Raw genomic sequence first — 24,488 nt, 5'->3', positions numbered from 1 at the left:
AATAGGGCGCTTTTTTTAATATTCGTTTAACATTTCATCAATTGTAAATTTCAATCCGTGATAAGCAAATAAAGTTATAATTAAACTTGGGAACCCGTAGCGGTTACCTTCATCATCTGGAATAAGACCTTTTAACAGCTTTGTATCAATATGTACATCTGTATATTGTTCCAGTGATTCAGCACCTTCTTGAATAGCCGAGATTCCAACGATAGATTGGCCGTCTTCATGAAGTTTTTTCGCGGTTGTTATAATTTCTTCATCTGTCGAAAAACGACTAATAAGAAGTACGCGGTCCGCAGAAGTCACTGCCGCCAGTTCACCGTTTTCTATTAAACGTTTTGCCTGTTTCATTGGTTCGGCACCAAATAATGCTTCTGAAACAATACCCTCCATTTCGTTTGTACCATGCAAGTAAATGAAGCCGTCACCAATTAACGCCTGGGCAAGTAGACGAGCGCTATCTTCTATATTCATTTCTTCTTTTTGAGAAATTCTGGAGAAATATCCACTTAATTGAGTCGAAAAAATTTTTAACATGTTGTTGCTCCTTTCTTTCGTGTTAGCTGGTTCTCATTATAGCTTATTTTTTTTGGAAAGGGGAAATAGTAGGGTGGCATAACAAAATAGGAAACGGTAAAATAAGAAAGAATAGGAAGGGATTTGGCAAAGAGTAGCGAAAATAAACCGATAAGATATAAGAAGCTTTAAATCTTGTACTTACACAGAAAGGTTGGGAGTTATGGAAGGGAAAATTTTAATCGTTGATGATCAATATGGCATTCGTGTTTTATTGCATGAAGTGTTCCAAAAAGAAGGTTATCAGACGTTCCAAGCAGCGAATGGATTTCAAGCTTTAGATATCGTGAAAAAAGATAATCCAGATTTAGTAGTGTTAGATATGAAAATCCCAGGTATGGATGGTATAGAGATTTTAAAACATGTAAAAGAAATTGATGAGAGTATTAAAGTGATTTTAATGACTGCTTATGGAGAACTAGATATGATTCAAGAAGCGAAAGATTTAGGAGCTTTAATGCACTTTGCTAAACCGTTTGATATTGATGAGATTCGTCAAGCAGTGAGAGATCAGCTTGCTGTAGAGGCGTAAAAAATGAATTTTTTATAAAAAATATGGAAAAAAGCGTTTACATGGGCTATTGAGCAGGTGAATACAGTTGAGTTTTTGAGTACAAGTTGTTATCCTATTGAGTGTAGAAAGAAGTCCGGTATGTAAATATACATATTTTACCTTATTCTGGTCATACTACCAGCGATAAGAATTTATCGGATACAAAAAACGTTTTTTAGGAGGATTCACCATGCCTTTAGTTTCTATGAAAGAAATGCTAAACACAGCACTAGAAGGAAAATACGCAGTTGGTCAATTCAACATGAACAACTTAGAGTGGACTCAAGCTATCTTAGCTGCTGCGGAAGAAGAAAAATCTCCTGTAATCCTAGGTGTATCTGAGGGTGCAGCTCGTCATATGACTGGTTTCAAAACAGTTGTAGCTATGGTTAAAGCTTTAATCGAAGAAATGAACATTTCTGTTCCTGTAGCGATTCACCTTGACCATGGTTCAAGCTTCGAAAAATGTAAAGAAGCAATCGATGCAGGTTTCACATCTGTAATGATCGACGCTTCTCACCACCCATTCGAAGAAAACGTTGAAACTACTAAAAAAGTGGTAGAATACGCACACGCTCGTAACGTATCTGTTGAAGCTGAGCTTGGAACAGTTGGCGGACAAGAAGACGACATCATCGCTGAAGGCGTAATTTATGCTGATCCAGCAGAGTGTAAGCACCTTGTTGAAGCAACAGGTATCGATTGCCTAGCTCCAGCTTTAGGTTCTGTACACGGTCCTTACAAAGGTGAGCCTAACTTAGGATTCGCTGAAATGGAACAAGTTCGCGACTTCACTGGCGTACCTTTAGTATTACACGGTGGTACTGGTATCCCAACTGCTGATATCGTAAAAGCTATTTCTTTAGGTACTTCAAAAATTAACGTAAACACTGAGAACCAAATTGAGTTTACAAAAGCTGTTCGTGAAGCATTAAACAAAGACCAAGAAGTTTACGATCCTCGTAAATATATTGGACCTGGCCGCGACGCTATTAAAGCAACTGTTGCTGGTAAAATGCGTGAGTTCGGTTCTAACGGTAAAGCGTAAGAATAAAATTCCGTTTTGGAAACCGTCTAGTCTTTTAGACGGTTTCCTTTCGTTGTATAATGAAAGCGTGAACAAGTCTAAAGATTTTATAAAGTGAATTTTTGGTTTGCGAATATAGAAAATAATGTGCATAGTCCTATTAATAAATGTAGTAAGTATCTGAATTGAGGAATTTGATTCGATGAATAGTTAATCTTCATCTATTTGTACAGCAGGGGAGCTACAGGTGATGGTTTTCTACTTATTGGGTTTCAGGATGGAAAGAGTGATTGAGATTCTTAAGGGGGAATCTTCTACTTCTTCTTATAAAGAAGTAGAAGATAAATACATTCACAAGAAGGGAGCTCAATATGGAAAAATTGCTAATTGAAGGCGGAAGAGCTTTAAATGGAATGATTCGCGTGAGTGGTGCAAAGAACAGTGCTGTTGCACTAATTCCAGCGACAATTTTAGCAGATACTCCAGTAACTATCGGTGGCGTTCCTAATATTTCGGACGTGAAAATATTAGGAGACTTACTAGAGGAAATTGGAGGGAAAGTAACTTATGGGCAGGAAGAAGAGATGGTAGTCGATCCTTCTAACATGGTTGCGATGCCTTTACCAAATGGAAAAGTGAAAAAATTGCGCGCCTCTTATTATTTAATGGGTGCAATGCTTGGCCGTTTTAAAAAAGCTGTTATTGGGCTTCCAGGTGGATGTCATTTAGGGCCACGACCGATTGATCAGCATATTAAAGGGTTTGAAGCGTTAGGGGCACATGTTACAAATGAACAAGGTGCCATTTATTTAAGAGCAGATGAACTACGTGGAGCGCGTATTTATTTAGATGTTGTTAGTGTAGGAGCTACGATTAATATTATGCTAGCGGCTGTACGAGCGAAAGGTAGAACTGTTATTGAAAATGCAGCGAAAGAACCAGAGATTATTGATGTAGCCACATTGTTAACGAGTATGGGAGCACGTATTAAAGGTGCCGGTACAGACGTAATCCGAATTGATGGTGTGGATTCTTTACATGGTTGTCACCACACTATCATTCCAGATCGTATTGAAGCTGGTACGTATATGATTTTAGGAGCAGCGTCAGGAGGAGAAGTAACAGTTGATAATGTTATTCCTCAGCATTTAGAATCCGTTACTGCGAAGCTAAGAGAAGCTGGTGTTCAAGTTGAAACGAACGATGACCAAATTACAGTGAACGGCAATAGAAAGTTAAAAGTAGTTGATGTAAAAACGCTTGTATATCCAGGGTTTCCAACAGATTTACAACAGCCGTTTACAACGCTTTTAACAAAGGCGCATGGAACAGGAGTTGTAACTGATACAATTTACAGCGCACGTTTCAAGCATATTGATGAATTGCGCCGTATGAACGCACAGATTAAAGTAGAAGGCCGTTCAGCGATTGTGACTGGACCTGTTTTATTGCAAGGTGCGAAGGTGAAAGCGAGTGACTTACGAGCTGGTGCGTCCCTTGTTATTGCGGGTTTAATGGCAGATGGCATTACAGAAGTAACGGGACTTGATCATATTGATCGAGGTTACGAAAATATAGTAGACAAGCTTAAAGGGCTTGGTGCAAACATTTGGCGAGAACAAATGACAAAGCAAGAAATTGAAGAAATGAAGAATGCATAAAGTGAAACTTTAATCAGTATGGGATATCCCATGCCGATTATTAGCCCTCACCAATCGGGATAAGGTGGTGATACTTCCGTTAATGGGGAGCGAAGAATCACTACTAACGGAAGTACACTTTATAGAAAAACACGGTTCACAAAATACGGCAGAAATATAAAGACTTAAAGGAGAGGGATTATTGTGGAAAGAAGTTTATCTATGGAGTTAGTACGTGTAACAGAGGCTGCAGCATTATCATCAGCGCGTTGGATGGGGCTCGGAAAAAAAGATGAGGCAGATGGTGCAGCAACATCAGCTATGCGTGATGTATTTGATACAATTCCGATGAAAGGTACAGTTGTAATTGGCGAAGGTGAAATGGATGAAGCGCCAATGCTATATATCGGAGAGAAATTGGGTACAGGATATGGACCACGCGTAGACGTTGCAGTTGATCCTTTAGAAGGGACCAATATCGTAGCGGCTGGCGGCTGGAATGCGCTTGCTGTTATTGCAATTGCAGATCACGGCAATTTGTTACATGCTCCTGACATGTACATGGATAAAATAGCGGTTGGTCCAGAAGCGGTTGGTGCAGTTGATATTGACGCACCTATTATCGACAACTTACGTGCAGTTGCGAAAGCGAAAAATAAAGATATCGAAGATGTTGTAGCGACAGTTTTAAACCGTCCACGTCATCAAGCAATTATCGAAGAAATTCGTAAAGCTGGTGCTCGTATTAAATTAATTAACGATGGAGATGTAGCTGGAGCAATCAATACAGCATTTGACCGTACCGGTGTAGATATTTTATTCGGTTCTGGTGGAGCACCTGAAGGTGTATTAGCTGCGGTTGCATTAAAATGCTTAGGTGGAGAAATTCACGGGAAGCTCTTACCTCAAAACGAAGCTGAGTTAGCGCGTTGCAAAAAAATGGGTATTGAAGATATCAATCGTATCCTTCGTATGGAAGACTTAGTAAAAGGTGACGATGCAATCTTTGCAGCAACAGGTGTAACAGACGGAGAACTATTACGAGGCGTTCAATTTAAAGGTAGCGTCGGAACAACACAATCCCTTGTTATGCGTGCAAAATCAGGCACAGTACGCTTCGTAGACGGCCGCCATAGCTTAAATAAAAAACCGAATTTGGTTATTAAATAAAAAGTGCAAGCGGCTCGTTCAGAATGGGAGGGGGATGGAGCTTCAGACGTAGAGGCGCTTTTTGCCTCGTAGGAAGAAGTGAAGCCACCGACCATTCTAGCCGCTGGAACTGGATTAAGTAAAAAGTGCAAGCGGCTCGTTCAGAATGGGAGGGGGATGGAGCTTCAGACGTAGAGGCGCTTTTTGCCTCGTAGGAAGAAGTGAAGCCACCGATCATTCTAGCCGCTGGAACTGGATTAAATATAAGCAAAAATGCCTTATCTATTCTGCCTTAAAATCAGGCGAGTAGAAAAAAGAAAGAAATATGAAAAGCGAAGATAAATTTTCTTGTCTTCGCTTCTTGTATTTGTGTTTCAATGTATTGATTAAAACTAGATAAAAGGGTTACAATAGTGAATATTACCCTACTTGAACTTATTGCCTTTCATTATTATTTATTTGCCTTCCGTATTTTTCCCCTTTACCCATGTGAAAAGAGAAAAACGTTAAAGTGTGGTGTCTGAATGAATTTGTCAATTGCAGCATTAGAAAACATGAAATTAAAAGAGTTATACGAGCTTGCGAAGGAATTTAAGATTTCGTATTACAGCAAGTTAACGAAAAAAGAGCTAATCTTCTCTATCTTAAAAGCTCGAGCAGAAAAAGAAGGTTTCTTTTTCATGGAAGGCGTATTAGAAATTATTCAATCAGAAGGATTTGGATTCTTACGTCCTATCAATTATTCTCCAAGCTCAGAAGATATTTATATCTCGGCTTCGCAAATTCGTCGTTTCGATTTACGTAATGGAGATAAGGTTTCTGGTAAAGTACGACCTCCGAAAGAAAATGAGCGCTATTTTGGATTGCTACAAGTTGAAGCTGTAAATGGAGATGATCCAGACTCAGCAAAAGAGCGTGTACATTTCCCTGCATTAACACCATTATATCCAGATCGCCAAATGAAATTGGAGACGGAAACGAAAAAGTTACCGACACGCATCATGGATTTAATCGCACCAGTTGGATTTGGACAACGTGGTTTAATTGTTGCGCCTCCAAAGGCTGGTAAAACAAGTCTGTTAAAAGAAATTGCACACAGTGTCACAACAAATCATCCGGAAGCAGAATTAATTGTACTTTTAATTGATGAGCGTCCAGAGGAAGTAACAGATATTGAACGTTCTGTTAAAGGTGATGTTGTAAGTTCTACTTTTGATGAAGTGCCAGAGAATCATATTAAAGTAGCTGAGCTTGTATTAGAGCGTGCAATGCGTCTTGTAGAACATAAAAGAGACGTTGTCATTTTAATGGATAGTATTACCCGTTTAGCGCGTGCTTACAACCTTGTTATTCCACCGAGTGGTAGAACCTTATCGGGTGGTATTGATCCAGCTGCTTTTCATAGACCGAAGCGTTTCTTCGGGGCTGCGCGTAATATCGAAGAGGGCGGTAGCTTAACGATTTTAGCAACAGCGCTTGTTGATACAGGGTCTCGTATGGATGATGTAATTTACGAGGAGTTTAAAGGAACTGGAAATATGGAACTTCACTTAGATCGCTCATTAGCTGAGCGCCGTATCTTCCCAGCGATTGATATTCGTCGCTCTGGTACGCGTAAAGAAGACCTATTAATTCCGAAAGAACATTTAGACAAACTATGGGGTATTCGTAAAACAATGCGTGATACACCAGACTTTGTTGAAGGATTCTTACGTAAACTTCGTCAAACAAAGACAAATGAAGAATTTTTACAAAACATTGTTGCAGACTCAAAAAGGTATGTAGCAACTAAGTAAAGGGAAAAGATTGGGACTCGCTTATTTCGTAGTAAGCGAGTTTTTTATGTTTTTAAGGTAATATTAGAGAGAGTAGTATATGGAAATAATTTTGTTTTTTGGGATGAAAATCATATTTGGGTCGAGAGCTTGAAGTGTCCTGGATTCTGAACGAGCCGCTTGCGCTTTTAATTGATATCCAGTTCCAGCGGCTAGCTCTTCGTGTCTAAGAACCTCCGCTACTCAAGGTGAAAAGCACCTTTTGTGCGAGAGAACCTTAGCCAATCAGAGCTAAGCGAGCCGCCGCCACTTTTAATTTTAAAAAGACAAAAACAGGTAGTTGCAAAATGGAGTTAGCCTTGTTATAATTTCATCATATGTGTTTCATCAATATAGTTGTGTAAGCAGCTGAAGATGAAAAACTCTGTTTCGAAAATGATTCAGGGCGGAAGGAGATGAAAAGAATGAAAGCAGGAATCCATCCAAATTACAATAAAGTTGTATTTATGGACACGAACACTGGCTTCAAATTCTTAAGCGGGTCTACAAAAGGCTCTAGCGAAACTGTTGAGTGGGAAGATGGTAACACTTATCCATTACTAAAAATTGAGATCAGTTCTGATTCTCACCCATTCTACACTGGACGTCAGAAGTTTGCTACTGCAGACGGACGTGTTGACCGCTTCAATAAGAAATACGGTATTAAGTAATAAAGAACATAAAACAGGCAAGTGTATGTATTCGCTTGTCTGTTTTTTTTGCGAAAATATTAAACCTTTACCCTACTTTAGATTAGGAAAGTAGATGAAAGGAGAGCTCAATGTACTTAATGAATCAAAATGGTTGGATTGAAGTGATTTGCGGGAGTATGTTTTCTGGAAAATCAGAAGAGCTCATCCGCCGTATACGCCGTACGCAATTTGCGAAACAACATGCGATTGTATTTAAACCATGTATTGATAATCGTTATAGTGAAGAAGATGTTGTATCACATAATGGATTAAAGGTTAAAGCAGTTCCTGTTTCAGCTTCAAAAGATATATTTAACCATGTAACAGAAGAAATGGATGTTATTGCAATCGATGAGGTACAATTTTTTGATGGGGACATTGTGGAAGTGGTGCAAGTATTGGCAAATCGTGGCTATCGTGTCATTGTAGCTGGATTAGACCAAGATTTCCGTGGTCTACCATTTGGACAAGTTCCTCAGCTGATGGCGATTGCTGAACATGTAACTAAATTGCAGGCAGTTTGTTCTGAATGTGGATCTCCTGCAAGTCGTACGCAACGTTTAATCGATGGAGAACCAGCGGCATTTGATGATCCAATTATTTTAGTTGGGGCTTCAGAATCGTATGAACCACGTTGTCGTCATTGTCATGCAGTACCTACAAAACAAAGATAAATGAAACTCGCTATGTAGAGCGGGTTTTTTTCGAAAATAGATGAAGATTGATGGCGAGCGCTTCGTGTTTAAGAACCTCCGCTACTCAAGGTGAAAAGCACCTTTTGTACGAGAAAACCTTAGCTATTCTGAGCGAGCCGCTTGCGCTTTTAAATATTATCTAGCTCCAGCGGCTAGAATGGTCGGTGGTTTCGCTTCTTCCTGCGAGGCAAAGAGCGCCTCTCTGTCAGAAGCTCCAACCTCCTCCCATTCTGAGCGAGCCGCTTGTGCTTTTAAATATAATTTGCGTTTTTTTGATTAAGTACCATATACTATTTGTATTAGATACTAGGATGTAGAGGTGAATGGTGTGTTAGATCGTTTGCAAGCTGTAGAAGATCGTTATGAGAAGTTGAATGAGTTGTTAAGTGACCCAGAGGTTATTAGCGATACAAATAAGCTTCGTGAGTATTCAAAAGAGCAATCTGATATTCAGGATACGGTAGAGGTGTACCGTGAGTATAAAGATGTTCGTGAGCAATTACGAGATGCAAAAGCAATGTTAGAAGATAAGTTAGACGCTGATATGCGTGACATGGTAAAAGAAGAGGTTTCTGAGTTAGAAGGTCAAGAAAAAGTATTATCAGAGCGTCTGAAAGTTTTACTTGTTCCAAAAGACCCTAATGATGATAAAAACGTTATCGTTGAGGTTCGTGGTGCTGCTGGTGGTGACGAGGCAGCTTTATTTGCTGGTGATTTATATCGTATGTATAGCCGTTATGCTGAGGTGCAAGGTTGGAAAACTGAAATTATCGAAGCGAGCTATACAGAGTTAGGTGGATATAAAGAGATTATCTTTATGATTAACGGTAAAGGTGCTTTCGCTAAGCTGAAATTCGAGAATGGTGCTCACCGTGTACAACGTGTTCCTGAAACGGAATCTGGTGGACGTATTCATACATCTACAGCAACTGTAGCTGTATTACCAGAGGCAGAAGAAGTAGAAATTAATATTCATGAAAAAGATGTTCGTGTTGATACGTTTGCTTCTAGTGGCCCTGGTGGACAAAGCGTTAATACAACGATGTCAGCGGTACGTTTAACACATTTACCGACTGGTGTAGTTGTATCTTGTCAGGATGAGAAATCACAAATTAAGAATAAAGAAAAAGCGATGAAAGTATTACGCGCACGTGTTTATGATAAGTTTAGACAAGAAGCGCAAGCTGAGTATGATCAAAACCGTAAACAAGCTGTTGGTACGGGAGATCGTTCAGAGCGTATTCGTACGTATAACTTCCCGCAAAACCGTGTTACAGACCATCGAATCGGTTTAACGATTCAAAAGCTAGATCAAATCCTACAAGGTAAGTTAGATGATTTCATCAATGCCTTAGTGATGGAAGATCAGGCTCAAAAGATGGAGGCAGCTGAGTAATGCGTGTCTATGAAGCCCTGAAATGGGCTTCTTCTTTTTTACAGGAAAATGGACGAGATGAAAATGCGGGAGAAATTGTCCTTTGTCATGTATTAAAGACGAACAGAACCGGAATGCTCATGAATATGCGTGAAGAAATAACTGCGGAACAAGAGAAAAGTTTTGCACAATTTATCCACAAGCACGTAGAAGGTACTCCGATCCAATATATGCTCGGTTATGAAATGTTTTATGGCCGATCATTCTTTGTAAATGAAGAGGTATTGATACCAAGACCGGAAACAGAGGAACTTATAGTTGGGGTGCTAGAGAGAATTGAGCGCCATTTCGGTAATGAGGAGCTTCACATAGCGGATATTGGAACAGGTAGTGGAGCGATTTCTATTACGCTCGCTTTAGAAAATAAAAATCTTCATGTGTATACAGTAGATATCGCGCAGGAGTCGATTGAAGTTGCAAAAGAAAATGCAAAAACTTTAGGGGCGGATGTAACTTTCTATCACGGCGATTTACTGTCTCCGTTTTATGAAACAGGTCAGAAGTTAGATGTTGTTGTTTCCAATCCTCCGTACATACCAGAGGAAGATTGGCGTGGTCTTTCTACTGTTGTAAAGGAGCATGAGCCGAAGCGTGCGCTTGTTGGTGGGGAAGATGGACTAGATTTCTATCGTCGTTTTATGGAGGAATTGCCGAATGTATTACAGAAAAAGGCGATTGTGGCGTTTGAAATTGGTGTAGGGCAAGGTGAAGATGTGAAAGCATTATTACAGGAAACTTTCCCGCGCGCTCAAGTTGAAGTTGTATTTGACATTAATGGAAAAGATCGCATGGTATTTGCAGAGATGGAGTAAGGTATAAGCCTTACTCTATTTTTTGTATGAAAAATTCGTAACTACTCAGCCATACATTTCATTTAGAATTTTGGTAAGGAGTATTATTCCAGTGAAAATACGCACCTTATTACCTATAGATTGCTGTCATAAAGATAAAAATGGACATACACTTTGTTACCTGTCTTTGTTTTAAAACTTTGTGCGTGGCAGGAAAAGGCCCTGACCGCTCCTATACATAGCCAGTCCCTCTCGCCAATTAAAAAAATCCTTTTCTATCGGTTTTTAATATAGATTTTGAATTTAATAGTTTAGAAAGAAGTAACTTTGTCCACACTGTTTCTAGAGGGGACGGTGGAGGAAATGAAAAAACAAGTTATTGCTTATTTTCTTTTACTATTAATTGGTGCACAGTTACTTGTGCAGTTTGGATATATGAAAGCTGATGCAAAAGGGCCTACTGTTATTCCGAAAGAGGCCGTTCGATTACGTATTTTAGCTAATAGTGATTCCGATAAAGATCAGGCATTAAAACGTAAAGTACGTGATGAAGTGAAAGCGCAAATTGATGGATGGGTAGCGGATTTAACGTCATTTGAAGAAGCTCGAAAAGTAATTCAAAATCATATTCCTGAAATTGAAAAGACAGTGGAGAATACGCTGAAAAGAGAAGGAAGTAAAGAGGCGTTTCAAGTGAAATTCGGTAAGAATGTGAAGTTTCCTACAAAGGTATATGGGAATTTTATTTATCCGGCAGGAGAATATGAAGCGGTACTTATTACAATTGGAAAAGGTGAAGGTGCAAACTGGTGGTGTGTATTATTTCCACCGATGTGTTTCTTAGATTTTTCAAGTGGTACAGCTGTAAGGAAAGAAGAACATGTTGTGAAAGCTGAATCTCCTGAAGAGGAGCAGGTGAGACAACCAGATGAGGAAGTAGTGGATGTACCGGAGAAGAAAGTGGATAAGGTGAAAGAAACGAAAGTAGTAAAGCCGGAAAAAGCTGAAAAAGTAAGAGCCCAGGAAAAGAAAGTAGTAAAACATGAAACGCAAGTAGAAGAACAGCCTGTAAAAAAAGTAGAAACAACAACTGTGGAAAAAGTGGAAAAACCTGTGGAGCAAAAACAAGAAAAGGAAAATGAGTATGTAACAGTAGAAGAGGAAGAAGAAAAACCAGAGGTTAAATTATTTATCGTCGAAGTTTTTACATCTTTATTCTCTAAATAGTACTATTACTAAATCCTTCCTCATATATATCAATGAGGAGGGATTTAGTATGAAGAACGTGTATTTTGCTACGAAAGCAGATGTAGAAAGATTGCATTCTTTTTTCGGACAAGCTAATAAGAAAGATGATAAAATAAATGAGTTGTACGCACAATTTATGATCTTGGAAGAGGCGGGAGAAATACGAGCGGTAGTTGGATATGAACAAGGTGGGGAAAATGCACTTATCCGTTCTTGTTTATTCACACCTAATGTGGATAAACAGACTTTCTTATATTTTTTTGAGATGTTTTTGCAGTATATGAAAGAAAAAGATATTCGACAATTGTACTTACTCACAAATCATCCACAATCTGTGACAATCTTTCAGTTTTTTAACTTTGTCATTATAGAGAAAGAGGAAGTGCCAGAGGAAATTCGACAGTTAGAACACTTTTGTAAAAATATAAAAGAGCTAAATGCAATAATACTAAATTGTCAGCTATTCACAAAGTTATCCACGGATTAACAAGGTTTATCCACATTTTGTGGATAAACCTTGTTTGTCTTTTGGATAAATCTCATAGTAAACTAAAAATAGACAAGTATTTCATGGTAGAAAAGGACGTGGGAAAAAATGCATACAAATATGTGGGTTGTGGATAATGTTGTGGAAAGAAAAAAATATTATCCACAATTAAAAGAAGCAGCGAGATTATTAAGAGAAAATGAAGCGGTGGCCTTCCCAACGGAAACGGTATATGGGTTAGGAGCAAACGCAATGGATGATGAAGCGATAGCGAAAATTTTTGAAGCGAAAGGGAGACCGAGCGATAATCCACTGATTGTCCACGTAGGAACAAAATCTCAGTTAGATGGTATCGTAAGAGAAATTCCGCCGGTTGCAGAAAAGTTAATGGAGCATTTTTGGCCAGGACCATTAACAATCATTTTACCGAGAAAAAAAGGGATTTCAGAGAGGGTTACGGCCGGACTTAATACAGTCGGAGTGAGGATGCCAGATCATCCAGTAGCGCTCGCTCTTATTGAAGAGGCAAACGTGCCTGTTGCGGCACCGAGTGCGAATCGTTCAGGACGCCCAAGTCCAACGTTAGCTTCTCATGTATATGAAGATTTAAATGGAAAAATTGCTGGTATTGTTGATGGCGGGGCAACAGGAGTAGGAGTTGAATCAACTGTAATTGATTGTACGAGCGAGGTTCCGACGATTTTACGTCCAGGTGGGATTACGAAGGAGCAATTAGAAGCAGTGATAGGAAGTGTTTCTTTAGATCCAGCTTTAAAGGATGAGAAAGAAAAACCGAAATCACCTGGAATGAAATATACACATTATGCACCGAAAGCGCCACTTAGTATTGTTGAAGGGTCCCGTGAGTTTATTCAACGTATTGTGGATGAGAAGAAGAAAGAAGGGTTTAAAGTAGGTGTATTAACGACAGAAGAGTATCAACATGTATATAGTGCAGATGTTGTATTGTCTTGCGGTGTGCGAAGCGATTTAGCCAGCGTTGCGACTAAGTTATATGATGTGCTTAGAACGTTTGATGCAAGTGAAGTAGATGTTATTTTTAGTGAATCATTCCCAAATGAAGGAATAGGAAATGCAATTATGAATCGTTTAACAAAAGCTGCGGGACATCAGATTATTATTGAATGATAATGTACCTTTAGCAAACAGAATATTTCTCCTTGGATAAGCATATTGTGAAGTAGCACGTCCGAGGGGGGATATGAATGACACTTGAACAATTAATACCTTTAATAATTATGGCATTCGCCCTGGGGATGGATGCATTTTCAGTGAGCCTCGGTATGGGGATGGTGACATTAAAGTTAAGACAAATCCTTTATATCGGTATGACGATTGGGATATTTCATATTATTATGCCATTTATCGGAATGGTACTAGGACGTTTTCTATCAGAGAGGTATGGGGATGTCGCGAATTTTGCAGGAGCTATTTTATTAATTGGGCTAGGGTTTTATATCGTATATTCGTCTATTTTAGAAGGGGAAGAGACTAGAACTGCTCCAATTGGAATTAGTTTATTTGTATTTGCATTTGGTGTCAGTATAGATAGTTTTTCAGTAGGTCTTAGTCTTGGAATTTACGGAGCAGAGACAATTATTACGATATTACTGTTCGGACTAATAAGTATGTTACTAGCTTGGATGGGTTTATTGCTTGGTAGCCATGCCAAAAATATGCTTGGTACATACGGTGAAATAGTAGGTGGTATTATTCTTGTTGGATTTGGATTGTATCTCCTTTTTCCTATATAATTTTATGTAAGGATAAATTGCTGAAAATGGTATGTAACATTTTTCCCAAGGTGGTGACGCCGACTTATCGTTTGGGGCGTTATTTTACAAATTGCGGTTCTCGGCTGGATTAAATTGATTCGTGAATGATGAGATATTTCCTTTTTGTACATAGTTGCGTTTGCGCTATATTCATTTAAATAAAAAAATCATTATATAGAAAGGATAAGATGAATGACGAGAGTAAAACAAGTTTTTGGTATTATTATTAGTTTTTTTGTTTTTTGGTTTAGTATGCTCGGTGTACAAATGTTTGCTGAGTTTTTAGATATCGAGTCATTAAAATTTGTTGCGGGAAAAACTGAGGCAGCGCGTGCGTTTTATTCACCGTATCCGTTTTTAATTGTTTTTCTTATTACGTTACTTTCCTTATATTTCTTTGTAATAAAGCTTAGTAGATCTAAAAAAGAGAAATTCCCGTCATTAGAGGAGAAGAACGAAGAATTACGATAAAAAATCCCCCGCTTTCAGCGGGGGTTATGTTTAGGTGATGGAAGTGAACGGGCCCCTTGCGCTTTTAGGGGATATATCCAGTTCCAGTGGCCAGCTAAGAACCTTCCCCACGAGAAGATAAAAAGCATCTTCTGTGAGGAAGAACCTTAGCCACCGGGCCTGGGCAGTCGGTTCCGCTTTTAAATGTATCCAGCTCCAGCGGCTAGAATGGTCGGTGGCTTCGCGTCTTCCTGCGAGGCAAAAAGCGCCTCTACGTCAGAAGATCCATCCCCCTCTCATTCTGAACGAGCCGCCTCCACTTTTAAATAGTATCCAGCTCCAGCGGCTAGAATCTCCGGCCATTTCGCTCTCTCACTCGAAGCAAAAAGCGCTTCAAGGTCGAGAGCTTGAAGTGTCCTGCGATTCTAAACGAGCCGCTTCCACCTTTAAATTGGCCTCACTAATTCAAATTGTTCTCCTAGTTTTGCGTAGTTGTGTCCTGCTAGGCGGCTTATTGGTTTTAGTTCTTCGGCGTGAATTCGACCGTTTTCGTATAAGTGTTCTGCGACGTGGAAGCGAACGACGCGGCCAATTAGTAGATCACAAGCTGGTGAGTCTTCGGTTCCGCCGAGCGGGATAGCGCGTTCTAATACGCATTCCATTCGAATGTTTGCTTCTTTCACCCCTGGTACTGAAATGACATCACTGTCGATTGGTGTTAGTTTTGCTAATTCGATTTCACTTTCATTAGGAGGTAGGTTGGCTGCTGTTTCATTGATCGCTTCTACGTAAGATTCATCAGAAATATGTACGACAAATTCCCCTTTTTCGATTGCGTTTCGGGAAGTGTCTTTCGGTTTTCCTTCTTTGCGTTGTACGGAAACCGAGATAAGTGGTGGATTGGCAGCGACGATATTGAAATAACTATATGGCGCACCGTTCAATACACCATCTTTAGTTACAGAAGTAACGAATGCAACAGGACGTGGAATGATACTTCCTGTTAGTAATTTGTAATTATCTTTTTCGGTTTGTTCGTTTGGATTAATGGATAACATGTTGTAATCCCCTTTCTAAATATGAATACTTATTGTTTGTTTACAAGATATCAATGGGAATCTCCTGCTGAAAATAATATTTTTTTGATGATGTAAAAAAGAGATTACCTCAATTTGAAGTAATCCCTTTTTTGGTAAATATCTCGAAATAGAGATAAATATTAAAGTAAAACGTAAGCACCAGGGCCGATTAAAGCTACACCAACTGCAACGGCGATTAACATTAAATTATACTCAAATCCGTTTTGTGTTACCCAGTAACCATTTTTTCCGTGAACTGTGAAGATTGCTACTAACATTGTTCCTACGATAAATAATGAACCAACTACAGTGAAAATACCTGCTGCGAATAAGAAACCACCTAATAGTTCAGTTGCGCCAGCCATAAATGCCATAAATACACCAGGGCGTAAACCGATTGATTCCATCCAGCCACCTGTTCCTTTCAGCCCGTAGCCACCAAACCAACCGAATAATTTTTGAGCACCGTGACCCATGAATGTAATTCCTATAATAAGACGAATAATAAGAAGACCGATATCCATCATTTCAAAAACCTCCTAAAAGTTATTAACTTATCTTATGTAAGTAATAATAAAATAGTTACTTACTTTAGTCAAGTTAATTTCAACGAAAATTCGAAAGAAATTTTACAAATTAACAACAAAAAATAAAATGTAGTAAAGACCTCTAGACAAGTAAGTGAAAAAAAGAGAAAATATAAGTAGAAGTTAACTTCTTATTGTTATTCAGACAATCAGAATTGACTGGAATTTTGTGAGGCGCTACAATAAGAGTCTAGTAGTAATGACATGATTTATTTCGAAAGCGTTTTTTCAGTATAACATTCGAAGTATGAAGTCTTACGTGTATTTCGATCTTGAATAGAGATTGCCCTATAAACTTTTAGGTAAATTATAAGGAGGACTATCCTATGTTTAAAAAATTATTCGGTTTTGGTTCAAAAACAAATGAAGAAACAATCGTAGCTCCATTAACTGGAGCAGTGAAAAATATTGAAGAAGTACCAGATCCAGTATTCGCTGGTCGTATGATGGGTGACGGTGTTGCAATCGATCCTACTGAAGGTGTAGTTGTATCTCCAGTTGATGGTGAAATCGTACAATTATTCCACACGAAACATGCTATTGGAATTAAAGCGAAAAACGGTACAGAAATTTTAATCCACGTTGGATTAGAAACTGTAAAAATGGAAGGTGAAGGTTTCGAAGCTCACGTTTCTGAAGGACAATCTGTAAAAGCTGGAGATAAATTAATCTCATTCGACTTAGAATTAATTCGTGAAAAAGCGAAAAGCACAATTACTCCAATCGTTATTACAAACACAGATGCAGCTGAGTCTATTAAGACAACTATAGGTGTAACAGCTACAAAAGGTTCAACAGAAGTAATGAAAGTTACAATGAAATAATTATTGTATGAAAGGAATCTGTTTCGTATGAAATGGATTCCTTATTTTGTTTCGTAGTGTGTTCATTATGTATGGTAAATACTTTGGGCGCTTGGAAATAGGGTTTCACATATATGTGGATAAGGCGCATTTTTCTTAGAAAAAATATAAGAGAAATGCGCCTTTCGTATATTCACATTTCTTTTGTTCTATTCTAATGTACGCTATGATAAAGTGAAACTTTAATCAGTGGAGGGTGTTCATCCCCTCCTGATTATTAGCCTTCATCAATCGGGGATAAATGGTAGGAAACAGAAAAAAAGGGGTGGGTTTGGATGAAACGGGTGTTATTTGTTTGCACTGGAAATACATGCCGTAGTCCGATGGCTGAGGCTTTGCTTCGTCATTATGGAGAAGGTAAATTTGAAGTGCAATCTGCTGGTGTTTTTGCCTATCCTGGAAGCGATGCGTCGGTACATGTAAAGGAAGCTTTAGCTGAAAAAGGAATTGTAATCGACCATGCTGCACAGCAGGTAAACGATACTTTAGTTGATTGGGCGGATATTGTAGTAACAATGACGGAAAACCATAAGCAAATTGTACTTGGGCATTATCCGAGTGTTGAAAAGAAATTGGATACATTATATGGATTAACTGAGGGTGTAAGTAAGGATATTTCAGATCCATTTGGTGGATCGCTTTCTATTTATAAAGAAACGTTAGAAGAGATGGAAAAACTTGTACAAACTTTACTGAAAAAACATTCAGAAGGTTGATGTTTCGTGTATAATACGATATTGGAGATCACTTCGTTCCATTAAGGTAGCGAGTGTGAAATGAAGATAATTGATTGAAACTTTGGAGGGGTAAAAATGAAAGTAGTGGTAGCATCTGATCACGGCGGTATGAATATCCGTAAAGAACTTGTAAGTTTATTAGAAGAGTTAAATATTGAATATATTGATTTAGGTTGTGAATGTGAAGCTGGTTCTGTTGATTACCCTGATTTTGCGTTTCCGGCAGCAGAAATGGTCGCAAATGGTGAAGTGGATCGTGGCATTTTAGTTTGCGGGACGGGCATTGGTATGTCAATCGCAGCAAACAAAGTAAATGGTATTCGTTGTGCATTAGTTCATGATACTTTCAGTGCGAAAGCGACGAGAGAGCATAATGACACTAACATGTTAGCAATGGGCGAGCGTGTAATTGGAGCTGGTCTAGCGCGTGATATCGCAAAAATTTGGCTAACAACTGACTATGAAGGTGGCCGTCACGAAAACCGCGTAGGAAAAATTAAAACGTACGAAACAAAGTAATAGATTCTAACTATAAGTAGTATGAAATATAATTTGGTGAACCAACTTGTGAAAGGAAGAGGCGTAATGACAGAAATCGTAAAGGTAAGAGAACAGCTGCAAATGTCGCTTTCTGATTTCCAAGAACAAGCTTCACTGCAAAGAGGCCAAATTTTTGTAGTGGGGTGTAGCACGAGCGAAGTGCTAGGTGAAAGAATTGGAACATCAGGAACGATGGAAGTGGCAGAGGCGATTTTTTCTGAATTTAAACAATTTCAAGAACGAACAGGTATTGAATTGGCGTTTCAATGTTGTGAGCATTTAAATCGTGCTTTAGTAGTTGAGAGAGATGTAGCGATGAAATATCAATTTGAAATTGTAACAGTTACGCCTGTTAGATCAGCAGGTGGTGCATTAGCGACGTATGCGTATCACAATTTTAAAGATCCGGTAGTAATTGAGTTTATTACAGCAGATGCAGGAATGGATATCGGTGATACATTTATCGGTATGCATTTAAAGCATGTAGCTGTACCGGTTCGTACAAGTGTGAAGGAAATAGGAAGTGCGCATGTAACGATGGCGAAAACACGTGGGAAACTAATAGGTGGAGCACGTGCTGTTTATGCGGCAAATGAAGAAGCTATTCCTTGTCGTTAAACATGAAAAATTATAAAGTCTTATAACAGCTTTATATCGAAAGGTAAAAGGTATGTAGTCTGACTTTATAATAGAAGAAAGAAAAGACCAATTTTGGTCTTTTTTTTTCTTTTATGATATAGAAAGTCATGTTAGAATGTAGTTGAAAACATGAAGGTTCGAAAGAATTACAACCTGAATTTTCGTTTTTTCTGAATAAATGAGAAAAAACTATTGGGAATTGATGTAATTCGTTCAGAAAAGGGGGATTTTGGTGAATCATTTAAAACGTCAAGATGAAAAGGTATTTGCTGCAATTGAGGCAGAACTAGGAAGACAGCGTTCAAAGATTGAGTTAATTGCTTCGGAAAATTTCGTAAGTGAAGCAGTAATGGAGGCGCAAGGTTCTGTTTTAACGAATAAGTATGCTGAAGGATATCCTGGAAAACGTTACTATGGTGGTTGTGAACACGTAGACGTAGTAGAAGATATCGCACGTGATCGCGCGAAAGAAATTTTTGGCGCAGAGCATGTAAATGTTCAACCACATTCTGGTGCACAAGCGAACATGGCAGTATACTTCACGATTTTAGAGCAAGGCGATACAGTACTTGGTATGAATTTATCTCATGGTGGTCACTTAACACACGGAAGCCCTGTTAACTTCAGTGGAGTACAATATAATTTCGTAGAATATGGCGTGGATGCTGAATCTCATCGCATTAATTACGATGATGTATTAGCAAAAGCGAAAGAACATAAACCAAAATTAATCGTTGCAGGTGCAAGTGCATATCCTCGTGTTATCGATTTCAAACGATTCCGTGAGATTGCAGATGAAGTGGGTGCATACTTTATGGTTGATATGGCACATATCGCTGGTTTAGTAGCTGCTGGTTTACATCCAAACCCAGTACCACATGCACATTTCGTTACAACGACAACACATAAAACATTACGTGGTCCACGTGGTGGTATGATTTTATGTGAAGAGCAATTTGCAAAACAAATTGATAAATCAATCTTCCCTGGTATTCAAGGTGGTCCACTTATGCACGTAATTGCTGCAAAAGCTGTTGCATTTGGTGAGACACTACAAGATGAGTTTAAAACATATGCACAAAATATCATTAATAATGCGAACCGCTTAGCTGAAGGTCTTCAAAAAGAAGGACTTACACTTGTTTCTGGCGGAACAGACAATCATTTAATCTTGATTGATGTTCGTAACTTAGAAATTACAGGTAAAGTAGCAGAGCACGTATTAGATGAAGTTGGTATTACAGTGAACAAAAATACAATTCCATTTGAAACAGCAAGCCCATTTGTAACAAGCGGCGTACGTATCGGTACAGCAGCTGTAACATCTCGTGGTTTCGGTTTAGAAGAAATGGATGAAATTGCGGCACTTATTGCTTATACATTAAAAAATCATGAGAATGAAGTTGCATTAGAAGAAGCAAGTAAGCGTGTAGAAGCGTTAACGAGCAAATTCCCAATGTATACAGATCTATAATAGATTGAAAAAGACTGCTGAAACGTAATTGTTTTGGCAGTCTTTTTTGTGGACATATATTATTTTTAAAGTATGTATACAAATGATGAATAAATTTTGGCGATATAATGAAGGATACAGCTCCCATAATTGGTAAAGATACTAGATAGATTCATTCTAATTCACGATTTTACCAAATTTGCCCTTGAATATTAGTAGCGTTTTCTTTACAATCGTAAATAGTGCAAAAAAGCGTGTAAACGCATGAATATCATCTAAAGGAGAGATTCACATGGGAAAACTGTATGTATTTGATCACCCGTTAATTCAACATAAGATTACATATATTCGCGATAAGAATACAGGTACAAAAGATTTTCGTGAATTAGTGGACGAAGTAGCAAGCTTAATGGCTTTCGAAATTACTCGCGACCTTCCACTTCAAGACATTGAAATTGAAACACCTGTAAGCAAAGCGACAACAAAAGTGATCGCTGGTAAAAAACTTGGTTTAATTCCGATTTTACGTGCAGGTTTAGGAATGGTTGATGGAATTCTGAAATTAATTCCAGCAGCAAAAGTAGGACACGTTGGTTTATACCGTGATCCTGAAACATTGCAACCGGTAGAATACTATGTGAAACTTCCAACGGATGTAGAAGAGCGTGACTTTATCGTACTAGATCCAATGCTAGCAACAGGTGGTTCTGCGGCTGAAGCAATTAATTCTCTGAAAAAGCGCGGTGCAAAGAACATTAAATTAATGTGTATCGTAGCTGCTCCAGAAGGAGTAAAAGTAGTACAGGAAGAGCATCCTGATGTTGATATTTATATAGCAGCATTAGATGAGAAATTAAATGACCATGGTTATGTAGTTCCAGGTCTTGGTGATGCTGGTGACCGTTTATTCGGAACGAAGTAAGACAACAGACGAGAGGGGGATTCCCCTCTCGTTTTTTTTCGCCCTTAGCGCACGGGGGAGGGGGAGATAAATATACAGGGTATATACAACATAAGTTATATACACATCACATATAATATAGAAGTCTTACGTCTAGAGAACACTATATTATGGAAGGAAAGCGCTATATCTTAAAAATATAATAGTGACAAACTTGTGAACATTTTCTTCTATTATAAAGAGAGAGCTGTTAGAAATTGCATATCTCTAACCAGTATTTAGAAGGGGAACGTTTTCATTTTTGGGAGGAAATGCCTAATACTCAAATTTTTTGATTTTTTACGATTTCTCGTTGACACTGTTAATACCCTATTGTATGCTAACAACGGGGATAGATGGTAGGGCTTTCAGTGACAAAAATGCATCTATTCCGTGACGAAAATGTAAACTTTTTATTTTGTATAGAATTTATGCAGAAAAATGAGTTATTATTAACACATCGTGAATGAGGGTTACATATTGGAGGGATGAATCCTTGCAAAAAAACGATCGCAGCCATATAAAAGCGTATGCTTTAATGTCAGGAATACTTGCTCAGTTAGTTGGTTCTATTCTTATTGGAATCTTTGGTGGGCAATGGATTGATAATAAGGTTGGAACGTTTCCGTTGTTTCTTATTATAGGGTTATTACTCGGGTTAGGAACAGGGGTATACGCAATGATTCGACTCATTCAACATTACTATTCGGGAGAGCAATGATGATAGACGTACATGGACTTGTCCAAAGACAAAAGAAATATATGTACTACTTGCTTGCGCTTCTAGTGCTAGGATGGGGAATTACCTCTTACAAGGATGTATTTCTTGGGCTGATTATCGGAACGATTTTCAGTTTTCTTAGTTTGCGCATCATTGCACGTAGAACAGACAAGCTATTAGATCGCGTAACAAATGGAGAAAACGTGAAGTTTAAGGCGACAGCGGTAAGTACATATTCAAGATTCGCCACGATTGGGTTATTAATTTTATTTGCAGCCAAATATCAAGAGTTAATTGCGATGTGGGGCTTAGGTGTAGGATTGCTGACAGGATACCTTGTCATGATCATAGATTTTCTTTATTTAGAGTATACGAGCAGGGAAGAGAGGTGAATTACTAGTGGAACACGGTAAATTAGTTAAATTTCTAGGTTTAACGTTCGATTTGTCATCAGTTATGATGGTTACTGTAGCAGCAGTTATTGTTTTCTTAATCGCTGTTATCGGAACTCGCAGCTTAGCGCTTCGCCCAACCGGAATGCAAAATTTCATGGAATGGGTGTTTGACTTCGTGAAAGGGATTATCAATAGTACGATGGACTGGAAAACAGGTGGACGTTTCTTAACGCTTGGCGTTACGCTTATCATGTTTATCATCGTATCGAACTTCCTTGGTTTACCATTCATGTATTCAACAGTTGAGGCTGGCGAACATATTGCATGGTGGAGATCACCAACGTCTGATCCAGCAGTTGCATTAACATTAGCCGTGATGGTAGTTACCCTCACCCATTATTATGGAATTAAGATGAAGGGTACGAAAGAATATGCTAAAGGTTATTTCCAACCTATGAAATTCTTATTCCCATTAAAGGTTATTGAGGAGTTTGCTAACACATTAACGTTAGGTCTTCGTTTGTTTGGTAACATTTATGCAGGTGAAATCTTATTAGGATTACTTGCTAAGTTAGGCGGAGCATCATTCCTTGGAGCATTAGGTGCACTTGTACCGATGTTAGCATGGATGGGATTCAGTGTATTCGTTGGATCAATCCAGTCATTTATTTTCGTAATGTTAACGATGGTTTATATGGCTCATAAAGTAAGCCATGACCATTAATATAATTTAAGTAAGAAAAAATTTATTTTTTTATAATACAAAGGAGGACAAATTAAATGAGTTTAGGTGTAATCGCAGCTGCAATTGCAATTGGTTTATCAGCATTAGGTGCAGGTATTGGTAACGGTCTTATCGTATCACGTACAATCGAAGGTGTTGCTCGTCAACCAGAATTAAAAGGCGCACTTCAAACAATTATGTTCATCGGGGTTGCATTAGTTGAGGCACTTCCAATTATCGGTGTAGTTATTGCTTTCATCGTAATGAACAAATAAGGGAGACTCCCCTTACATAGATGGCGAAGAGTGTTTTTCCGAACTTTCTTCGCCATTGCTTTATGAACGAAATGTATGTCTTTTTTTTTCATAGGATCAATTTAGATATTTTGAAGGGAGTGAATCCTTGTGCCAACTTTATTATTAGGTGCTTCCATTCCATTTGGAACGATTGCTTATACATTGTTCATTTTCTTACTTCTATTAGTAATGCTACGCAAATTTGCGTGGGGTCCTTTAATGGGAATTATGAAAGAACGTGAAGAGCATGTTACTAATGAAATCGACGCTGCAGAAAGAAGTAACATTGAAGCGAAGAAGTTAGTAGAAGAACAACGTGAAATGTTAAAACAATCGCGTGTTGAAGCACAAGAGTTAATCGAAAGAGCGAAAAAACAAGCTGTAGATCAAAAAGATGTTATTGTTGCTGCTGCGAAAGAAGAAGCAGAATCAATTAAAACATCTGCTGTACAAGAAATTCAACGCGAAAAAGAGCAAGCGATTGCTGCTTTACAAGAACAAGTCGCTTCTTTATCTGTTCAAATTGCTTCTAAAGTAATTGAAAAAGAGTTAAAAGAAGAAGATCAAGTGAAGTTAATTCGCGATTATATTAAAGAAGTAGGAGAAGCGCGATGAGCAATGGGATTGTAGCAAAACGTTATGCTGTCGCTCTTTTCAAAATTGCAAAAGAAAAACACGTATTAGAAATGTTTGAAGAGGAATTACGCCTTGTACAAAACGTTTATGTAAAGAACGGAGAACTACATAGCTTTTTAACGCAACCGAACATTTCAAAAGAGCAGAAGAAAACGTTTCTTGCAAACGTATTCGCATCTGTTTCTGAATCTATTTTAAATACGTTATATATTTTAATTGATAACAAGCGTATTGATATTCTACCTGAAATTGCAGATGAATATGTTGTTCTTGCTAATGAAGAACGTAACGTAGCGGATGCAACTGTATATTCTATTCGTCTTCTATCAGAAGAAGAAAAACTTAACGTTGCAGAAGCATTTGCAAAAAAAACAGGAAAAGATGCAATTCGCGTGAAAAATGTTGTAGATGAAGATTTACTAGGCGGCATTAAAGTACGTATTGGAAATCGCATTTACGACGGAAGCTTACAAGGAAAATTAGCACGTATTCAGCGTGAATTAATGAAGAATAGATAGGGGT

The 24,488-nt window shown here is 38.3% G+C and carries 30 protein-coding genes; 27 read left to right on the top strand and 3 right to left on the bottom strand.

Features of this window, described 5'->3' with window-relative positions; genetic code table 11:
• Positions 1-15 precede the first annotated feature (15 nt).
• On the bottom strand, positions 16-540 hold the full coding sequence (locus tag JTF23_RS19835) for a DUF2529 domain-containing protein (RefSeq protein WP_002159767.1): 525 nt from the start codon (positions 538-540) through the stop codon (positions 16-18).
• Positions 541-742: 202 nt separating this feature from the next.
• On the opposite strand from JTF23_RS19835, the gene spo0F reads away from it, so the two are divergent.
• The 14 genes from spo0F to JTF23_RS19765 all read left to right on the top strand — a co-directional run bounded on the left by spo0F (position 743) and on the right by JTF23_RS19765 (position 14,377).
• Positions 743-1,111, top strand: coding sequence for a sporulation initiation phosphotransferase Spo0F (spo0F, locus tag JTF23_RS19830; RefSeq protein WP_000398592.1), 369 nt, complete (start codon positions 743-745; stop codon positions 1,109-1,111).
• Between the two features lie 211 nt (positions 1,112-1,322).
• Positions 1,323-2,180, top strand: a complete 858-nt coding sequence (locus tag JTF23_RS19825) for a class II fructose-bisphosphate aldolase (protein ID WP_199709261.1) — start codon at positions 1,323-1,325, stop codon at positions 2,178-2,180.
• 350 nt (positions 2,181-2,530) lie between these two features.
• Positions 2,531-3,820 (top strand): UDP-N-acetylglucosamine 1-carboxyvinyltransferase, encoded by a 1,290-nt coding sequence (gene murA / locus JTF23_RS19820; RefSeq protein WP_002159770.1) that lies wholly within the window; start codon positions 2,531-2,533, stop codon positions 3,818-3,820.
• Positions 3,821-4,003: 183 nt separating this feature from the next.
• The gene (gene glpX, locus JTF23_RS19815; RefSeq protein ID WP_002113062.1) at positions 4,004-4,969 is read left to right on the top strand and encodes a class II fructose-bisphosphatase; all 966 of its coding nucleotides are present in this window, start codon (positions 4,004-4,006) and stop codon (positions 4,967-4,969) included.
• A gap of 503 nt (positions 4,970-5,472) precedes the next feature.
• A complete protein-coding gene (rho, locus tag JTF23_RS19810; protein ID WP_002159771.1) occupies positions 5,473-6,744 on the top strand; it encodes a transcription termination factor Rho in 1,272 nt (423 codons plus the stop codon).
• 443 nt (positions 6,745-7,187) lie between these two features.
• Positions 7,188-7,433, top strand: coding sequence for a type B 50S ribosomal protein L31 (locus tag JTF23_RS19805; RefSeq protein ID WP_000643447.1), 246 nt, complete (start codon positions 7,188-7,190; stop codon positions 7,431-7,433).
• Positions 7,434-7,543: 110 nt separating this feature from the next.
• On the top strand, positions 7,544-8,128 hold the full coding sequence (locus JTF23_RS19800) for a thymidine kinase (protein WP_002016305.1): 585 nt from the start codon (positions 7,544-7,546) through the stop codon (positions 8,126-8,128).
• Between the two features lie 349 nt (positions 8,129-8,477).
• Positions 8,478-9,545 carry a peptide chain release factor 1 gene (prfA, locus tag JTF23_RS19795; protein WP_002144724.1) on the top strand — a complete coding sequence of 356 codons (1,068 nt, stop codon included), beginning with the start codon at positions 8,478-8,480 and terminating at the stop codon, positions 9,543-9,545.
• Positions 9,545-10,396: a peptide chain release factor N(5)-glutamine methyltransferase gene (gene prmC, locus JTF23_RS19790; RefSeq protein WP_204209450.1), complete on the top strand. Its 852-nt coding sequence runs from the start codon at positions 9,545-9,547 to the stop codon at positions 10,394-10,396. The genes prfA and prmC overlap by 1 nt, the downstream gene beginning before the upstream one ends.
• Positions 10,397-10,738: 342 nt before the next feature.
• On the top strand, positions 10,739-11,602 hold the full coding sequence (gene spoIIR / locus JTF23_RS19785; protein ID WP_199709264.1) for a stage II sporulation protein R: 864 nt from the start codon (positions 10,739-10,741) through the stop codon (positions 11,600-11,602).
• A 49-nt stretch (positions 11,603-11,651) separates the two neighbouring features.
• Positions 11,652-12,110 (top strand): GNAT family N-acetyltransferase, encoded by a 459-nt coding sequence (locus tag JTF23_RS19780; RefSeq protein WP_002123774.1) that lies wholly within the window; start codon positions 11,652-11,654, stop codon positions 12,108-12,110.
• Positions 12,111-12,218: 108 nt separating this feature from the next.
• Positions 12,219-13,259 carry an L-threonylcarbamoyladenylate synthase gene (locus JTF23_RS19775; protein WP_204209449.1) on the top strand — a complete coding sequence of 347 codons (1,041 nt, stop codon included), beginning with the start codon at positions 12,219-12,221 and terminating at the stop codon, positions 13,257-13,259.
• Positions 13,260-13,336: 77 nt separating this feature from the next.
• Positions 13,337-13,885 (top strand): manganese efflux pump MntP, encoded by a 549-nt coding sequence (locus tag JTF23_RS19770; RefSeq protein ID WP_002159774.1) that lies wholly within the window; start codon positions 13,337-13,339, stop codon positions 13,883-13,885.
• Positions 13,886-14,098: 213 nt separating this feature from the next.
• A complete protein-coding gene (locus JTF23_RS19765; protein ID WP_204209448.1) occupies positions 14,099-14,377 on the top strand; it encodes a DUF3935 domain-containing protein in 279 nt (92 codons plus the stop codon).
• 425 nt (positions 14,378-14,802) lie between these two features.
• On the opposite strand, the gene JTF23_RS19760 is transcribed toward JTF23_RS19765, so the two are convergent.
• Together JTF23_RS19760 and JTF23_RS19755 are read right to left on the bottom strand one after the other, a co-directional pair.
• Positions 14,803-15,414 carry a flavin reductase family protein gene (locus JTF23_RS19760; protein WP_016106716.1) on the bottom strand — a complete coding sequence of 204 codons (612 nt, stop codon included), beginning with the start codon at positions 15,412-15,414 and terminating at the stop codon, positions 14,803-14,805.
• A 161-nt stretch (positions 15,415-15,575) separates the two neighbouring features.
• Positions 15,576-15,962, bottom strand: a complete 387-nt coding sequence (locus tag JTF23_RS19755) for a DoxX family protein (RefSeq protein WP_002144734.1) — start codon at positions 15,960-15,962, stop codon at positions 15,576-15,578.
• Positions 15,963-16,348: 386 nt separating this feature from the next.
• On the opposite strand from JTF23_RS19755, the gene JTF23_RS19750 reads away from it, so the two are divergent.
• The 13 genes from JTF23_RS19750 (at position 16,349) to atpH (ending at position 24,484) form a co-directional block, all read left to right on the top strand.
• The gene (locus tag JTF23_RS19750) at positions 16,349-16,846 is read left to right on the top strand and encodes a PTS sugar transporter subunit IIA (RefSeq protein ID WP_002159778.1); all 498 of its coding nucleotides are present in this window, start codon (positions 16,349-16,351) and stop codon (positions 16,844-16,846) included.
• A gap of 314 nt (positions 16,847-17,160) precedes the next feature.
• Positions 17,161-17,601: a low molecular weight protein arginine phosphatase gene (locus JTF23_RS19745; protein ID WP_016106715.1), complete on the top strand. Its 441-nt coding sequence runs from the start codon at positions 17,161-17,163 to the stop codon at positions 17,599-17,601.
• 96 nt (positions 17,602-17,697) lie between these two features.
• Positions 17,698-18,141 (top strand): ribose 5-phosphate isomerase B, encoded by a 444-nt coding sequence (rpiB, locus tag JTF23_RS19740; RefSeq protein ID WP_000869917.1) that lies wholly within the window; start codon positions 17,698-17,700, stop codon positions 18,139-18,141.
• A gap of 66 nt (positions 18,142-18,207) precedes the next feature.
• Entirely contained in the window at positions 18,208-18,780 is a 573-nt protein-coding gene (locus JTF23_RS19735) for a TIGR01440 family protein (RefSeq protein ID WP_204209447.1), read from the top strand.
• A gap of 253 nt (positions 18,781-19,033) precedes the next feature.
• A complete protein-coding gene (gene glyA / locus JTF23_RS19730) occupies positions 19,034-20,275 on the top strand; it encodes a serine hydroxymethyltransferase (RefSeq protein ID WP_204209446.1) in 1,242 nt (413 codons plus the stop codon).
• A 271-nt stretch (positions 20,276-20,546) separates the two neighbouring features.
• Entirely contained in the window at positions 20,547-21,176 is a 630-nt protein-coding gene (upp, locus tag JTF23_RS19725) for a uracil phosphoribosyltransferase (protein ID WP_002198769.1), read from the top strand.
• Positions 21,177-21,550: 374 nt separating this feature from the next.
• Positions 21,551-21,664 carry a DUF4024 domain-containing protein gene (locus JTF23_RS19720; protein ID WP_000232963.1) on the top strand — a complete coding sequence of 38 codons (114 nt, stop codon included), beginning with the start codon at positions 21,551-21,553 and terminating at the stop codon, positions 21,662-21,664.
• Between the two features lie 26 nt (positions 21,665-21,690).
• Positions 21,691-21,915 carry an AtpZ/AtpI family protein gene (locus tag JTF23_RS19715; RefSeq protein WP_002089742.1) on the top strand — a complete coding sequence of 75 codons (225 nt, stop codon included), beginning with the start codon at positions 21,691-21,693 and terminating at the stop codon, positions 21,913-21,915.
• Positions 21,915-22,307 (top strand): ATP synthase subunit I, encoded by a 393-nt coding sequence (locus JTF23_RS19710; RefSeq protein ID WP_002016288.1) that lies wholly within the window; start codon positions 21,915-21,917, stop codon positions 22,305-22,307. Before JTF23_RS19715 ends, JTF23_RS19710 begins: the two co-directional genes overlap by 1 nt.
• Before the next feature lie 7 nt (positions 22,308-22,314).
• Entirely contained in the window at positions 22,315-23,034 is a 720-nt protein-coding gene (atpB, locus tag JTF23_RS19705) for a F0F1 ATP synthase subunit A (RefSeq protein WP_193655859.1), read from the top strand.
• A gap of 56 nt (positions 23,035-23,090) precedes the next feature.
• On the top strand, positions 23,091-23,309 hold the full coding sequence (gene atpE, locus JTF23_RS19700) for a F0F1 ATP synthase subunit C (protein WP_000052064.1): 219 nt from the start codon (positions 23,091-23,093) through the stop codon (positions 23,307-23,309).
• Positions 23,310-23,438: 129 nt separating this feature from the next.
• On the top strand, positions 23,439-23,945 hold the full coding sequence (gene atpF, locus JTF23_RS19695) for a F0F1 ATP synthase subunit B (protein ID WP_002144739.1): 507 nt from the start codon (positions 23,439-23,441) through the stop codon (positions 23,943-23,945).
• On the top strand, positions 23,942-24,484 hold the full coding sequence (atpH, locus tag JTF23_RS19690; RefSeq protein ID WP_002198770.1) for a F0F1 ATP synthase subunit delta: 543 nt from the start codon (positions 23,942-23,944) through the stop codon (positions 24,482-24,484). The genes atpF and atpH overlap by 4 nt, the downstream gene beginning before the upstream one ends.
• Positions 24,485-24,488: the final 4 nt, after the last annotated feature.

Origin of the sequence: Bacillus sp. RIT 809 (assembly GCF_016892495.1) — a bacterium.
Taxonomy (GTDB): domain Bacteria; phylum Bacillota; class Bacilli; order Bacillales; family Bacillaceae_G; genus Bacillus_A; species Bacillus_A cereus_U.
This window is presented reverse-complemented; position numbering and strand designations above follow the sequence as displayed.